At 66.5% G+C, this 14,283-nt stretch carries 14 protein-coding genes; all 14 read left to right on the top strand.

Features of this window, described 5'->3' with window-relative positions:
• Nucleotide 1 precedes the first annotated feature (1 nt).
• The 14 genes from WDB86_RS06500 (at nt 2) to WDB86_RS06435 (ending at nt 14,232) form a co-directional block, all read left to right on the top strand.
• Nucleotides 2-205 (top strand): phage head-tail joining protein, encoded by a 204-nt coding sequence (locus WDB86_RS06500; RefSeq protein ID WP_339109260.1) that lies wholly within the window; start codon nt 2-4, stop codon nt 203-205.
• 3 nt (nt 206-208) lie between these two features.
• Nucleotides 209-1,657 carry a phage portal protein gene (locus WDB86_RS06495; RefSeq protein ID WP_406736344.1) on the top strand — a complete coding sequence of 483 codons (1,449 nt, stop codon included), beginning with the start codon at nt 209-211 and terminating at the stop codon, nt 1,655-1,657.
• Nucleotides 1,641-3,722: a head maturation protease, ClpP-related gene (locus WDB86_RS06490; RefSeq protein WP_406736345.1), complete on the top strand. Its 2,082-nt coding sequence runs from the start codon at nt 1,641-1,643 to the stop codon at nt 3,720-3,722. The genes WDB86_RS06495 and WDB86_RS06490 overlap by 17 nt, the downstream gene beginning before the upstream one ends.
• A 93-nt stretch (nt 3,723-3,815) precedes the next feature.
• Nucleotides 3,816-4,148, top strand: a complete 333-nt coding sequence (locus WDB86_RS06485) for a DUF2190 family protein (RefSeq protein ID WP_406736346.1) — start codon at nt 3,816-3,818, stop codon at nt 4,146-4,148.
• Nucleotides 4,145-4,471, top strand: coding sequence for a hypothetical protein (locus WDB86_RS06480; protein ID WP_406720717.1), 327 nt, complete (start codon nt 4,145-4,147; stop codon nt 4,469-4,471). Before WDB86_RS06485 ends, WDB86_RS06480 begins: the two co-directional genes overlap by 4 nt.
• Nucleotides 4,468-4,878, top strand: coding sequence for a hypothetical protein (locus WDB86_RS06475; protein ID WP_406736347.1), 411 nt, complete (start codon nt 4,468-4,470; stop codon nt 4,876-4,878). The genes WDB86_RS06480 and WDB86_RS06475 overlap by 4 nt, the downstream gene beginning before the upstream one ends.
• Before the next feature lie 38 nt (nt 4,879-4,916).
• The gene (locus WDB86_RS06470) at nt 4,917-5,123 is read left to right on the top strand and encodes a hypothetical protein (RefSeq protein WP_406720430.1); all 207 of its coding nucleotides are present in this window, start codon (nt 4,917-4,919) and stop codon (nt 5,121-5,123) included.
• 3 nt (nt 5,124-5,126) lie between these two features.
• The gene (locus WDB86_RS06465; RefSeq protein WP_339109267.1) at nt 5,127-5,573 is read left to right on the top strand and encodes a hypothetical protein; all 447 of its coding nucleotides are present in this window, start codon (nt 5,127-5,129) and stop codon (nt 5,571-5,573) included.
• A 106-nt stretch (nt 5,574-5,679) separates the two neighbouring features.
• A complete protein-coding gene (locus WDB86_RS06460; protein WP_339109268.1) occupies nt 5,680-6,132 on the top strand; it encodes a hypothetical protein in 453 nt (150 codons plus the stop codon).
• Nucleotides 6,133-6,212: 80 nt separating this feature from the next.
• Nucleotides 6,213-6,476, top strand: coding sequence for a hypothetical protein (locus tag WDB86_RS06455; protein ID WP_406736930.1), 264 nt, complete (start codon nt 6,213-6,215; stop codon nt 6,474-6,476).
• Nucleotides 6,477-6,826: 350 nt separating this feature from the next.
• On the top strand, nt 6,827-11,977 hold the full coding sequence (locus tag WDB86_RS06450) for a hypothetical protein (RefSeq protein WP_406736929.1): 5,151 nt from the start codon (nt 6,827-6,829) through the stop codon (nt 11,975-11,977).
• Complete coding sequence (locus tag WDB86_RS06445; RefSeq protein WP_339109272.1) at nt 11,974-12,891, top strand: hypothetical protein; 918 nt, start codon at nt 11,974-11,976, stop codon at nt 12,889-12,891. Before WDB86_RS06450 ends, WDB86_RS06445 begins: the two co-directional genes overlap by 4 nt.
• Complete coding sequence (locus tag WDB86_RS06440; protein ID WP_406736928.1) at nt 12,891-13,880, top strand: hypothetical protein; 990 nt, start codon at nt 12,891-12,893, stop codon at nt 13,878-13,880. The genes WDB86_RS06445 and WDB86_RS06440 overlap by 1 nt, the downstream gene beginning before the upstream one ends.
• Nucleotides 13,881-13,890: 10 nt before the next feature.
• On the top strand, nt 13,891-14,232 hold the full coding sequence (locus WDB86_RS06435) for a hypothetical protein (RefSeq protein ID WP_406736927.1): 342 nt from the start codon (nt 13,891-13,893) through the stop codon (nt 14,230-14,232).
• The last annotated feature ends 51 nt before the right edge of the window (nt 14,233-14,283 follow it).

The raw sequence follows: 14,283 nt of genomic DNA, 5'->3' as shown, positions 1-14,283 counted from the left end.
CATGGCCTGGACCGAGGCAGACATCACCCGCATGGAACGTGCGATCGCCACCGGCGCGCGGGTGGTGCAGATCAATGGCGAGCGGGTGGAATACCGCTCGCTCGACGAGATGCGCGCCACATTGGTGCTGATGAAGGATGCGCTGCGCGGCGCGCGGCCCGGCGCCTTCAGCGTGAGCTACCCCAAGACCTTGCGAGGCCTCTGACCTATGAACCCCATTGATCGTGTGGTGACCTTCTTCAGTCCTGAAGCGGGTCTCAAACGCATGCGCGCCCGTGCGGGGGCGGCGCAGCTGATGAACTATGACGCCGCCTCGCGTGGGCGGCGCACCTATGGCTGGAAAGCGCCGGGGGCTGCGGCGGATGCGGCGGCCTTCGGCCATCGCGCGCGGCTGCGCAATCTCTCGCGCGATATGATCCGCAACCGCCCCTATGCGGCGCGCGGGCGCGATGTGGTGGTCGCCAATGTGGTGGGCGAAGGGATCACCCCCTCGATCCGTGCGCAAAGCGACCGCGAGCGCGGCCTTGTGGCCGAGGCCCTGCAGCATCTGCTGACCCCCGATATCGACAGCCTCGGCGAATATGACCTCTACGAGATGCAGGGTATCGTGATGGGGACGGTCTTTGGCGATGGCGAGGTGCTGGTGCGCAGGCGGATGCGCAACCCGCGCCATGATCCGCATCTGCGTCTGCCCTATCAGGTCGAGCTGATCGAGGCCGATTACCTCGACCAGACGGTGCAATCGTACGGGCAGAACCTCGTGGTGGAGGGCATCGAATACGGCCCCACCGGCGCGATCGAGGCCTATCACCTCTATAACGAGCATCCCGGTGCCGTGCAGAACCGCAAGGCGCTGTCCTCGACGCGGGTGCATTGGTCCGATGTCCTGCATATCCGGCGCTTCGATCGGGCGGGCCAGTTGCGCGGGGTGCCGTGGCTGGCACCTGTCATGATGACGCTGGGCGAGCTGGGCGATTATCAGGAGGCGCAGATCCTCAAACAGCGCATGGCGGCACTGATGGCCGTGGTGATCGAATGGGAGGACGCGGCCACGCGGCCCGCCAATGCGGGGGCGGGGCTGGAAGAGCTGGCCCCGGGCGCGGTGGTCAACCTCCCCGCGGGGGCCAAGCCCAACTTCACCGATCCGCCGAAGGTCGATGGCTATGACGAGTTCATGCGCCGTGGCCTTGGCATGGTCGCGATGGGGTTGGGGATCAGCTACGAGTCGCTGGCCGGTGACCTCAAGGGGGTGAACTTCTCCTCGGGGCGGATGGGCCGGATGGAGATGGACCGGCTGGTGCGCATGTGGCAGCGCAACCTGATGATCGGCCAGTTCTGTCGCGGCATGGAACGCTGGTTCCGCGAGGGGCTGGCGATGGCGGGCCAGACGGGCCTTGCCTTCACGTTGGACTGGACCCCGCCGCGCCGGATCCTTGTCGACCCCACCAAAGAGATCCCCGCCATGATCGACGAGGTCGAGGCGGGGCTGAACTCGCGCCAGCGCACCCAGCGCGAGCTGGGCCGCGATCCCGATACGATCCGCGCCGAACGGGCGCAGGATCAGGCCGAAGACAGGGCGGCGGGCCTCGCGCCGGTCCAGCCCAAAGGGGCCGAGCCGCCCGCAAAGACAGTGGAGAGTGATGATGAAGGCGACTGACCTGATTGTGGGCGGCGAGCTGATCCTGAGCGGGACGGTGCTGCTGGACGATTATGTGGGGTATATGTGGGAGGAAGATGTGTTCTTCGCCCCGCGTATGGTCCGCGAGGCACTGCAGATCCTGGGCGAGGGGCCGGTGACGGCGCGCGTCAATTCGGGCGGCGGCCATGTCTGGGCGGGCGAGCAGATCCGCGCGATCCTTGCCGCCCATCCGGGGGGCGTGACCATCGTGGTCGAGGGGCTGGCCGCCTCTGCCGCCTCGCTGCTGCTGATGGCCGGACGCACGCGCCTGATGTCGGCAGGCTCGCAGCTGATGATCCATGACCCGTCGGGATGCGTCTTCGGCACCGAGGCCGATATGCGCCGCGAGGCCGATGTGATCGGGGCCTCGGCCAATACCTATGCCGCCGTCTATGCCAGCGCCTCCGGCAAGACCCCCGAAGAGATGCGCGAGATCATGAAGGCAGAGACCTGGTACGGCCCCGAAGAGGCCGTGGCGCAGGGCTTTGCCGATGCGGTTGCGGGCGAGGAGAGCCCCACCGCGCGCCTGACACGATTTACCACGATGGAGGCGGCCCGTGCGGCCTTCATGAGCGCGGGCGCCACCTATGAGCGCCTGCTGTCCCGTCTTCCCCGATTGTCCATTGCAAAGGATGCAACCATGACCACCCCCACCGCACAAACCACCTCCCCGACGCCCGCGCCGGTCCCGCCCGCGCCGCAACCGGCACCGGTGATGGCGACCCCGCCGCAACCGGCCCCCGCGCTGCAACCGGCCCCCGATCCGGTCGCCGCCGAGCGCGCCCGCGTGAAGGGCATCCGCGAGATGGCGGCGCCGTTTCTGACCTCGGGCCGGTTGATGCAGGCCGATATCGACGCGCTTGTCGATGACGGCACGCAGGTGGCAGAGGCCGGTCTGCGGCTGATGGCGCAGATGGCGGCGGCAGAGGCCCCCACCCGCAGCCATGCACCGGCGCAGATCACCCGCGACGAGACCGACACCCGCATGGAAGGGATGATCGGCGCGCTGATGAAGAAGACCGACGGTCCGGCAGCGGACTATCGCGGGCTGCGCCTCAAGCGCATGGCGATGGATCTCGCGGGTGGCTCGCGCGGCTATGACGAGGCCGCACAGGTCAAGCGCGGCATGATGGCCACCACCATGACGGGCGGCGCATTGGGCGTCAGCGATTTCGCCTATATCACCACCGAGGTGATGAAGCGCACCCTGATCGAGGCCTATAACCGCCGCGCGGCCAGCTGGCAGCTGGTGACCGGCGCGCCGATCTCGGCGGCCGATTTCCGCGAGCTGCATGCGGTGCGCTTCGGCGGGGACTTCCAGCTCAAGCCCGTGGGCGAGAACGGCGAATATAAACAGGCCCGTCTGGTCGATGAGGCCGAAGGCCTGAAGGTCGAACGTCGGGGCCGCACCATCAACCTGACCTTCGAGGCGGTGATCAATGACGATATGGGGGCCTTCCAGCGCATCCCGACCGAGTTCGCCACCGCCGCGCGGCTGATGGAGGCGTCGATGGTCTGGACGCTGTTCCGCACCAATGCCAAGCTCAAATCCGACGGCAAGACGCTGTTCCATGCCGATCACGGCAATCTCGCGGCGCAGGCGGCGGCGATCTCGGTCACCTCGGTGGCCGCCGCGCGCAAGGCGATGTGGGAACAGCGGGCCTTCGGCTCGAAAGACAGCGATGACTTCCTGTCGATCGAGCCCGACCGGCTGATCGTGCCGCCGGCGCTGGAGCTGCCCGCCATGCAGTTCGCCGCTGCCATCACGCCGGCCAAGAATGCCGATGCCAACCCGTTCTCGAACTCGCTCACCCCCTCGACCGTGGGCAATCTCGGCGCGGCGGCGGGCGGCTCGGATACGGCCTGGTATCTTGTCTCTAGCGATATGCCCCCGATCCAGCACGCCTATCTCGAAGGCTACGAGGCCCCCACCGTCGAGACGCTCGATGGCATGAACCCCGATGTGGTGACGATGAATGCCCGCCACATCTTCGGGGCGGCGGCGGTGGAATATCGCGGCGTCTACAAGAATGCGGGCCAATAAGCGGGTCGCATAGACCGGTTTCCATGATCGGGCGAACGGGCATCCATGACGGGTGCCCGTCGCCGTTTTGACGTTAAGCGACAGGAGCTTGTGATGAAGAACTATGTAGCACCGGGCGAGCATATCACCCTGACGGCAGAGGCTGCGGTGACCGCAGGCCAGCTGGTGAAGATCGGCGCGGTGACGGGGGTGGCGCAGCACGATGCCGCTCTGGGCGATCCGGTGACGCTGGTCCGCCGTGGCGTGTTCGAGCTGCCCAAGACGGAGGCGCAGGCCTGGACGGCAGGGGCCAAGGTCTATCTGGCGGCAGAGGGCGATGTGCTGACCACCACCGCCTCGGGCAATACGCTGGTGGGGGTCGCGCTCGAGGCGACGGTCGATCCGTCCGCCGTCGGTGTGGTGCTACTGGACGGCGCGATCCGGTGACGGGGGTCTTCGAGGGCATGGCGGGGGTGCTGGCCGATGTGCTGGGCGGGCCGGTGCTCTACACGCCCAAAGGCGGGGCCCCGCGCGAGATCCGCTCGATCTTCCGCACCGAACCGATCGAGGCGGAAGATCAGGACGGCCACCCGATCGTCATCATCGCCCCCAGCTGGCGGGTGGGCCGCGATCTGGTGCCGGAGCTGGCTAGGGGCGACCGGATCGATCCGCAGACGGGGACGCTTTACACCGTCGAGCTGATCCGCCCCTCGGGCTCGCCCGCAGGGGATGCCTTTGTCATCTGCGAGCTGCGCAAGGTGCAGCCATGAGCTGCGCCCTCTATCGCGCGCGGGCCAAGGCCGCCCTTGCCAGCGCCCCCGATCTTGCGGGGGTCACGCTGGTCTCGGCCTGGGCGGGCAACTTCTCGGCCAGTGACCTGCCGGTGATGGGGGTCGCCACCCCGCGCGAGCGGGGGCGTCCGGGCACGCTCAATGCCTTCGAGCGCGAGGTGCTGTTGCAGGTGGTGATCAAACGCCTCGGCGGTGCCGAGATCGAGGATCAGCTCGACCGCGATGCGGCGGCGATCGAGGCGGCGGTGATGGGGGCCTTCGGGGCCGAGCGGCTGACGCTGACCCCCGAAGAGGTCACCACCACGCTCAATGGCGAGGGCGAGGCGGTGATCGGCACCGCCGTGGTCAGCTTCACCCTCAACTATCTCAAACCCCTGCGCGGCTAAGGCGCGGGGATCTTTCCTCATAGCAAAGGAGCTTCGCGATGCCGAAGGTCAAGAATACCGGGGCCAGTGATCTGACCCTGCCCAGCGGTCACGTCCTGCCTGCGGGCAAAGAGACCGAGATCGCGCAATCGGTGCTCGATCTGATCGACAACCGCAATGTGCTGGGCGGGCGGATCCGCTCTGGCGCGATCACCCTTGCGGCGGAGGCCAAACCCGCCACCACCACCCCCGAGAAGAAAGGCTAAGCGATGACCCAACGCACCTATATCGGCGCCACCGTGGAAGTGGCCGAAGGCAAACCGGCCACGCTGGATGCGGCGGGCTTCGGCGCGATGACCGGCTTTGCCGAGGTGGGCGAGATCCTCGAGTTCGGGGAGATCGGCGACACCTCGGAAGACACCACCGAGACCACGCTCAAGGGCCGCACGCTCCACGTCAACGGCGCGCTCGATGGCGGCACCTGCGATTTTACCTTCCTCGTGACCGGCAACACGGATGCGGGGCAGGAGATCCTGAAGGCCAAATCGAACAGCAATGACGACGTGTCGGTGAAGATCACCGATCCCGATGGCGAGGTGGTCTATCTCCACGCCAAGGTCGCCAATGTCCGCGACCGTTCGCGCACGGCCTCCACCGCCAAGGGCATGACCGGCCAGTTCCGCATCAACTCGGCGCTGGTGCGCGTGGCGCCCTAACCCCTGATCCACGCTGGAAGACTGGCGTGGCTGTACGGCCCGGGGCGCGCGTGGTTCACGCATTCCGGGCCGTTTCTTCTGAACCGGAACCACAGGGATTTACCTCATGGACTTTACCAAATTCGACAGCCGCTCTGCCGCGGACACCCCCGCCCGCCTGCATCTGAAGGACCCCGCCAATGGCGAGCCGCTCTTTGCCGATGCCGGGCGCACCAAGCCCTGCATCGTGCTGGTGCGGGGCACTGAAAGCCGGAGCGTGCAGGCGGCGCTGCGGGCGCTGCAGCGCGCCAAGCTGAAGGACAAGCCCAAGAAGGACGAGGAGGTCCGCTCGCTCGAGGATCTGCACGGCCAGATGGTCGATAGCGCCGTGCCGCTGGTCACGGGCTTCGAGAATATCGCGCGGGGCGAAGCGGCGCTGACCACCTCCGAAGATGATTTGCGCTGGTTTTTGAACCTGCAGATGCTCAACGGGCAGGAGGGCGAGAAGAGCTTTGTCGAACAGGTGCTGGCCTTCGCCTCCACCCGCGAGAGCTATCTGGGAAACGCAAACGCGCGCTGATCCGCTATGCCCGCCAGCTGGGCCATCTCCATTCCACGCCCCGCTCGTGGAAGGAGACCCGGCTGGCCTTTGCGCGCCGGATGGGGCGGCCTCTGGGCCTGCCCGATCTGGATGCGGGGGCCTATCTGGTCGAGGCGATGATCCGCCTCGATCCGGTGCGCTCCACGGGGCTGGATCTGCGCGCCACCGACTGGCCCGAACTCTGCGCCTTCATGCAGGCCACGGGCCGGATCAGCGAGGGCTGGGAGGCGGAACTCCTGTTCGACATGTGCGCGGGGTATTTCGAGGCAAGGCAGGCGGGGGAGGATCCGCTGGCGGTGGGATTAACGAGTTTGGACGAATAGACCTAGGCAATCAGTATGTTGGTGATATTTTTGGATTGCTTAATCAGTTTCTCTTTTGCCAATGCCGATCTCATTCATTTTACGTTGGAATGCTCCTATGAAGTTCTCTGCCCTGATTGCAGTCTCGCTCTATGTCTTATCGCTTTCGGCCAGCGTAGCCGAAGCACATGGGGGTGGTTGCCGTAAATCATCCCCACCGGGCCAATGCTGCCACGCTGACAATAGCAATGGCGGGCGTGTCCATTGTCACTGAGCAAGGAATGAGCATCCGATAGCGATCATTCCTCCAACCAATCCCCTAGGGGCGGACCTCACGGTCTGCCCCTTTTTCTATGCGAATGAGGTGCGTTATGGCTATGGGCCAAGCGGGAGCGATGCAGGCGAAGCTGGGGCTGGACCTGAGCCAGTTCCAGTCCGGAGCGCGGGCGGCGAGTGCCGAGGCGCAGAAGATGGCGGGCAATATCAATCAGGCCTGGGCGGGGGTGCGGGCCTCGGTCGAGGGGAAGGCGGCGCGGTCGTTTGACCAGCTGCGCGCCTCGATCGATCCGGCCTTTGCGGCCAGCCAGCGCTATGCCGATATCCAGCGTCAGGTGGCGGGTTTTGTCGAAAGCGGCGTGGCCAGCCAGCGCGCGGCCAATCAGGTGCTTGAACAGGCGGCGGCCAAATATCTGGGCGTGGCGACCGCCGCCGATCGCGCGGCGCAGGCGGTGCGGGCGGGGGAGGCGGCGCAGGCCGAACAGGCCCGCAGCGCGGCCAGTGCGGCGCGCGCCTATGAGAGCCTGCGCGCCTCGGTCGACCCGCTCTATGCCAGCTCGCAGCGCTACAAGCAGGCGGTCGAGGTGCTCAATGCGGCGCAGGCGGCGGGGGTCATCGATGACCGCGCGAGGGCCAATACGCTGAAGCTTCTGGGCCAGCAGCTTTCGGCCACCAATGGCGTGATGCAGAAGGCGGGCGGGGTCTCGGGGCGGATGTCCTCGGCCTTCTCGAACGCCTCGTTCCAGGTGCAGGACTTCTTCGTGCAGATCGCGGGCGGCACCGATGCGATGCGCGCCTTCGCGATGCAGGCGCCGCAGCTTCTGGGCGCGCTGGGGTTCTCGGGCAAACTCGCGATGGTGGGCTCGGCGCTCGGCACGATCGTGGCCGTGGGGGCGGTCGTGCTGCCCCTGCTGACCGATTTCGGCAAGAAGGCCAAAGACCTCGATACCGCGACCAGCGATCTGGAAAGCTCGCTCGGGGATCTGCGTTCGGCGCTTGAGACCGCGACCACCCCCTTGGCCGCGCTGCGCAAGGAGTTCGGAGACAATGCCGAGGCCGCGCGCGAGATGAACATCGCCATCCTCGATGCCAAGAAGATCGAGGGGTTCGACCAGATCGGAGAAAAAACCAAGGCCATCCAGAACAGCCTGAAAGGCGTGATCGGGAGCTTGCAGGACTATGATGATGCCATCACGCAGACCGGCACGTCCTTCATGCTCTACGATCAGGCCGGTGCGGCGGTTGATGAGCTGAACCGGAAATACGGCCTGACGATCGATCAGGCGCGCAAGGTCAAAACCGCGATGGACGAGATGGCCAAAGCCAAAAGCCCGCAGGAGGTCGCGGCGGCCACGCAGGAACTCTACCGCCTTCTGGGCCTGACCGTGGACGAGACGGGCAAGATCCCCAAGGGTCTGCGCGAGGCACGGCTGGCGGCGGCCCAGACGACGGTCGAGGCGTTCCAGATGCGCAACCTCTTCGAGCTGTCCGATAAGCTGGCGGCGGGGCTGCCCGTGAGCCTCGATAGCGCCGCCGATGCCGCCCAGCGTCTGGCCTCGGCGATGGCGGCGGCTTCGGGGTTCTCGGCCAATCTCGACAACCAGATCGCCATGCTCGATGTGCAGATCGAGGCCACGCGCAACAAGCAGAACGTGGCCAATGCCACGCGCATCGCGGGGCTTCGGCTTGAGGCGCAGGCGCTGCGCGACAAGTCGGTGGCGGAAGGGGTGGATCTGGCTTTGGCCGATGCACAGCTTCTGAGCCATAACCAGAAGATCGACACGATGGAGAAGGATCTGGCCACGCTCGACCGGCTGACGGCGGCGCAAAAGGCGGCGACCAAGGCGGGCACGGCAGGTGCGAAGGCCGCCGAGCGGCTCGAGAAGGCACAGGCGAAAGAGGCCGAACGCTGGCGCGATCTGATCGATCCGCTCAACAAATACCGCCGCGAGCTGGCCGAGCTGAACACGCTGGCCACGAAGGGCCTGCTGACCCCGCAAGAGGTGCACAAGGCAATGGCGCAGCTCAATGCCGGGCTGGCCGATAGCCTGCCGCTGGCGGGCGAGCTGACCGACACGCTGGTCGACGGGCTGTTTGCGGGCTTCCGCGGCACATTGGGAGATATCGGGGATATGTTCAAAACCTGGCTCAAACAGATGATCGCCACGGCGGCCAAGAACCGCATCGTGGTGGCGATGGGGCTGACCGGCTCGCTCACCGGCGTGGCCGGAACGGCGGCGGCGGGCTCTGGTGCGACGGCTTCGGGCGGGGCGGCCTCGGCCAACGGGCTGGGGCTTGCGGGCACGATCGGCGGTCTGGGGTCGTCCGCGCTGTCGGGGGCGGCGGGGCTCTGGACCAGCCTCACCGGCGCAGGCGGCGGCTTCGGGGCGGCGGGCACCTATCTCAGCTCGGTGCTGGGCGGGGCCACCTCCAGCCTGTCGGGCTTTGCCGCAGCCGTCGGGGCGATTGCCCTGCCGGTTGCCGCCGTCAGCCTGCTGATCTCGGGGCTGATCGGCAAGACCAAGGTGCTCGATACCGGCATCCGCGCGCTGATCTCGGGCAGCGATGTCACCGTGCAGACCTACCAGCTGATCGAGAAATCCAGATTCTGGGGGCTGTCCAAGTCCACGAAGACCAAATATAGCGCGGCCTCTGCCGATCTGGCCGATCCGGTCACCCGCGCGGTCTATGACGTGCAGGCCTCGATCGTGGCGGCGGCGGACAGTCTCGAGATCGGGGCCGAGGCCTTTGACGGTTTCACCTATGCGCTGAAGTTCTCGACCAAGGGCCTGTCGAAAGACGAGGCGCTCGAGGTGCTGGAAGAGAAGCTGACCGGTCTGGGCGATGCCTATGCCGGCCAGATCGAGGGGCTGGCGGCGTTCCAGGCGGAAGGCGAGGGCGCGATGGCCACGATCACCCGTCTGGCCTCGGCGCTGGCCACGGTCAATGCGGCGATGGACACTCTGGGCAATACGTTCCGCGCCACGGGGCTGGTGGGGGCCGATATGGCCAGCCAGCTGACCCAGCTTCTGGGCGGCGACGAGGCGTTCGGCACGGCGGTCAGCAGCTATTATCAGGCCGTCTATTCCGAGAGCGAACGGCTGGCCACCACCACGCGCCAGACCACCGAGGCGCTGGCGGAACTGGGGCTGAGCATGCCCGCCTCGCGCGCGCAATACCGCGCGCTGGTCGAGGCGCTGGATCTTGGCACGGCGGGCGGGCGCAGCCTCTGGGCGGCGCTGGTCGGCATGGCGGGGGTGTTCGACGAGATCCTGCCGCAGGTCGCCAGTTTCACCGCGCAGATCGAGGCGCTGTCGGGCACAGTCTCGACCTCGCTCGACAGCTCGATCTCGGCCTATACCGCCGCCCAGCAGGCCTCGGCGCAGGCCGCCACCAACTGGTACAAGGCCGCCGATACAATCGCGGCCTTTATCGCCGAGATGCGCGGCACCTCCTCGGCGATGACCTCGCCCGGGGCGGCGCTGTCCTATGCGCAGGGGCGCTACCAGATGACGCTGGCCGCCGCTCAGGCGGGGGATCTGGACGCGGTCACCGGTCTGACGCAGGTGGCGCAGGCCTATCTCGACCGGATGGGCGATCAGGCGGGCACGGCGCTTGAGCTGGCGCGGGCACAGGCGCGGGTGGCCGCCGATCTGGGCCAGACGCAGGGCATCGCGCAGATCGAGGGCGCACGCGCCGAGGCGATGGCCAGCCTGAGCCAGAGCCAGGTCGATCTGCTGACCGAGGCCCGCGATTATCTGGCGGCGGGCAATGCGCTGAGCGATGCGCAGATCGGGGTGCTCGAGACGCAGCTGGGCGCGCTGGACGAGGCGATCACCGCCGCTGCCGCGCTCAATTATGCGGGGCTGCGCAAGCAGATCGATCTGGCCATCGATGTGGTCGAGGACGCGCAGATCCCCGCCTATCTCAAGGCGATGCTGGCCGATAGCGCCACGGGGGTGAGCCGCTATGTGGATTTCATCGCCCGCTCGGATCTGAGCGCCGAGCAGAAATGGCTGGCGCTGACGGGGGCCTCGGAACATGTGAAGACGGTCACCTATCTGGCGCAGAACGATCTGGGCGTGGATCTGACCGCGCTGGCACTGGCGACCACCTCGAGCCTGCAGAAACAGGTGCGGCTCTGGGCGGTCAACAGCCTCGATGCGCAGGAGATGGCGCTGGCGCTGGCGGGCAATTCGACGCTGGCGCGCGGGGTGCGGGTCTATCTGGCGCAGGGGCTCGAGGCCGATCTGCGCGCGGCCCTTCTGGCCACCGACCGCGCGATGACCCGCACGGTGGCGGTGGCGGTCGACCAGTCGGGGCTGAGCGCGGCGCAAAAGACGCTGGTGGCGGCGCTTTCGGGCGGGGCCTCGGCCACGATCCGGCTGGGCGGCAGCTTCAGCTTCGATCCGGGCGCGGCCTTTGCCAGCCTGCTGGGCAGCACGGTCGAGGTGCCGCTACAGGCCGCGCGCGAAACGATGGTGCAGCTGCGCAACCATCTCAACGCGCTGCGGGTCGCGGTGCAGGCGCAGACCGCCTTCGCCCAGGCCCAGGCGCAGGAGGTGAAGCTGGCGCAGGCGCAGGCCAGCTATGCGGCGCTGGCCGAAGAGCTGGCCGCGTTCTCGCCCGCGCAGGCGGTGGCGCTGCCGGTCTATAGCGCGGTGACGCAGCTGATGAAGCTGGGCTCCTATGTCAGCACGGGGCTGCAAAGCTATGTGGTGGCGGGCCAGACCTTCAAGGCCAGCGCCAGCGACCCCTCGCTGGCCGGTCTCAGCCGCTCCGATGGCAGCGAGGCCTATCTGACGGCGGTCAATGCGCTCAACCGCTCGGCCTATGAGAAAGCGCTGGCCTATGCGCAGACGCTCAATGCCGATGCCGCCGCCGAACAGCTCAAGCAATCGGGGCTGCAGGAGGCGCTGGTGGCGGCGGCGCAGGAGCTGCAGGCGATGGGGGTCGATATCGAGATCCCGCAATTCGCGCGCGGCGGGCTGCATGGCGGCGGGCTGCGGTTGGTGGGCGAGAACGGCCCCGAGCTGGAGGCCACCGGTGCCAGCCGGATCTGGACGGCGGACCAGACCCGCAGGATGCTTTCGGGCGGGGAGGGCGCGCAGGACGGGCTTCTGCGCGAGGTGATCGCCGAGCTGAAGAGCCTGCGGCAGGAGAACCGCCAGCTGCAGCTCAATGGCAATAGCGATCTGCGCAAGATCCGCACCCTTGAAGAACGGCGGGAGGCCGAGGCGCAATGACCCAAGCTCTGATGATCATCCCCGTGGCGATTGGCGCGGGGGCGATGCAGGCCACGAATGTGACCGAGGAAGACCATCCCGAATGGGACGCCGCTGCGGTCTATCAGACGGGCGAGCGGGTCATTCTGGCCGCCCGTCACCAGATCTACGAAAGTCTGGCGGACGAGAACTCCGGCATTGCCCCCGAGGGCGCGGATCTGTCGGCGCAATATTGGGTGGCGGCGGGCTCGACCAATCGCTGGCGGGCTTTTGACGCGACGCTCGGGCTGGTCACCAGCTGGCCCGAGGCGATCACCTATCGCATCGGCCTGCCGGCGCGGGTCGATGCGGTGGCCTTTATCGGGCTGGTGGCGGTGTCGCTGCAGCTGGTGATCCGCGACAGTGGCGGCAGTGTGGTCTATGACCGCACCGCCAATCTGCTGGACACGGGCGCGATCCAGAGCTGGCTGGATTTCTTCACCTATGAGGACAGCTTCGACCCCGAACAGATCTTTGCCGATCTGGGCGCGCTGTCGGGTTTCACGCTCGAGATCACCATCGCCAATCCCGGCGGCACGGCCTCGGTCTCCGAGATCGTGATGGGGCGGGGCGAATTGCTGGGCGAGGTGCTGGAAGGGTCCAAATCGGGCTTCACCGATTACTCGCGCCGCGAGGTGGATGATTTCGGCAATATCTCGATCGTCAAACGCGCCACCGCCCGCAAGGCCGAATGGCAGCTCTCGTTCGAGGCCACCGCCAACCGCCGCATCCAGCGCGCGCTCGAACAGGCACGCGGGGCGCCGGCCTATTTCTACCCGGGCGATGACATGACGCCCTTCGCCCTCGCCGTCTATGGCGTGGCCGATGACTTCTTCCCCGCGCTTTCGGGCGGCGGGCATACGATTGCAACCCTTTCCCTGACAGGAGTCGCCTGATGGCAAAACCCACCCTCACCCCCGCGCCCAATGACCCGCCGATCCTTGGCAGCCCGACCTTCGCCGCCGATGCGCAAGGCTTTCTGGGCTGGTTTCCGGTGATGGGCCAGTACATGCAGGACATGGGCGACTGGATCGAGACCATGATCGGCGATGTGCCCTCCGAGAATATCGCAGCCTTCGCCCATCTGACCGGCGCCGCCAACAAGCTGCCCTATTTTACCGGCGCGGGCGCAATGGCGATGGCGGATCTGACGGCGGACGGGCGGTCCCTTCTGAGCCAGTCCGGCGCGTTGAAAGTGGCCGGTGGTCTGGCAAGCGGTACGGCGGTCACGCAGAGCAAGTTCGACACCACCACTGGCCGGCTGTTGAAGGCGGGTGATAACGGCATATTGGGGCCGGTGGTCAATGCGACCGCAGTTGGCATCACAAGTCTCGATGATGCCCCGATAGGCTCGCTGATCAACTGCTATCCCATTGCTACAAATCTGCCCGGATCGGCCTCGATCGGTTTCGTGAGAACGATGGCGATTGATAACGGAAATATTTGTCAGGAATTCACCCCGATCTATCCGACATCCGCACTCAGGCAGCGGTATTTCCGTCATCGTATGTTCGGCGTCTGGACGGGGTGGACGGCGATGCATCCTGAATATGGCTCGAATGCGAATGGCAATTATGTCCGTCTTCCCGATGGGACGCAAATTTGTCATGCAAGGATAAGCGCTGCGGACGCTGCGTGGGCCACGGCGCAGGGCGCTGTATATCGCCAGGATACCAGCAACACTTGGACATATCCCGCAGCATTCGTTGACAATAGTAACCTGACGATTACGGGGTCAATCGAGACGGGCACGACCGTCGTCGGTGGCATGACCTTCAATGGTGTCGGTGCAACTTCTGCCAATTACAGGGCTTGGTCCGTTGTCGCAATGGCAGCGGGAAGCGCAAAAATCATCCACCTGAAGGCCATTGGTCGCTGGAAATAAGGATCACCTCGTGAACATCATCTTTTCACCAATCGTCCGCCGCCCCGGTACGGATGACGCACTTGATACGCTCTCGGTGTCTGGCTCCACGCTGACTCTCAACGGTCAGGCGCAGGATCTCGCCGCGCTGGCCGTGGATCCCGAGACGGGCCTTGCGTTCGATGCCGGCTACATCCAGAGCGCCGTCCGTGATGGCGATGACTGGACCGTCACGCTTCTCCTGCCGATCGGGGACAGCGCCTCCGAGGCGCAGCGGTTTCCCGTGCCGGTGACGGTGGCCAGCGGGCCGGTGCCCTTGCCCGAGCCGCCCGAGGCCCCGCCCGAAGATCCCGCCCCTGAAGACACGCTCTGACCCGCCCACCGAGGCGGTTTTTTATGGGAACACCTGCGCATCCCGATATGC

Source organism: Thioclava sp. GXIMD4215 (genome assembly GCF_045291555.1).
GTDB classification, from domain to species: domain Bacteria; phylum Pseudomonadota; class Alphaproteobacteria; order Rhodobacterales; family Rhodobacteraceae; genus Thioclava; species Thioclava litoralis.
The sequence above is the reverse complement of the archived record's forward strand: the minus strand, read 5'-3'. Positions and strand labels throughout refer to the sequence as shown.

What these genes read in the sequence shown, in the direction of transcription:
- WDB86_RS06500 (WP_339109260.1), top strand. Translation starts at nt 2, where the DNA reads ATGGCCTGGACCGAGGCAGACATCACCCGCATGGAACGTGCGATCGCC.
- WDB86_RS06495 (WP_406736344.1), top strand. Translation starts at nt 209, where the DNA reads ATGAACCCCATTGATCGTGTGGTGACCTTCTTCAGTCCTGAAGCGGGT.
- WDB86_RS06490 (WP_406736345.1), top strand. Translation starts at nt 1,641, where the DNA reads ATGATGAAGGCGACTGACCTGATTGTGGGCGGCGAGCTGATCCTGAGC.
- WDB86_RS06485 (WP_406736346.1), top strand. Translation starts at nt 3,816, where the DNA reads ATGAAGAACTATGTAGCACCGGGCGAGCATATCACCCTGACGGCAGAG.
- WDB86_RS06475 (WP_406736347.1), top strand. Translation starts at nt 4,468, where the DNA reads ATGAGCTGCGCCCTCTATCGCGCGCGGGCCAAGGCCGCCCTTGCCAGC.
- WDB86_RS06470 (WP_406720430.1), top strand. Translation starts at nt 4,917, where the DNA reads ATGCCGAAGGTCAAGAATACCGGGGCCAGTGATCTGACCCTGCCCAGC.
- WDB86_RS06465 (WP_339109267.1), top strand. Translation starts at nt 5,127, where the DNA reads ATGACCCAACGCACCTATATCGGCGCCACCGTGGAAGTGGCCGAAGGC.
- WDB86_RS06460 (WP_339109268.1), top strand. Translation starts at nt 5,680, where the DNA reads ATGGACTTTACCAAATTCGACAGCCGCTCTGCCGCGGACACCCCCGCC.
- WDB86_RS06455 (WP_406736930.1), top strand. Translation starts at nt 6,213, where the DNA reads ATGGGGCGGCCTCTGGGCCTGCCCGATCTGGATGCGGGGGCCTATCTG.
- WDB86_RS06450 (WP_406736929.1), top strand. Translation starts at nt 6,827, where the DNA reads ATGGCTATGGGCCAAGCGGGAGCGATGCAGGCGAAGCTGGGGCTGGAC.
- WDB86_RS06445 (WP_339109272.1), top strand. Translation starts at nt 11,974, where the DNA reads ATGACCCAAGCTCTGATGATCATCCCCGTGGCGATTGGCGCGGGGGCG.
- WDB86_RS06440 (WP_406736928.1), top strand. Translation starts at nt 12,891, where the DNA reads ATGGCAAAACCCACCCTCACCCCCGCGCCCAATGACCCGCCGATCCTT.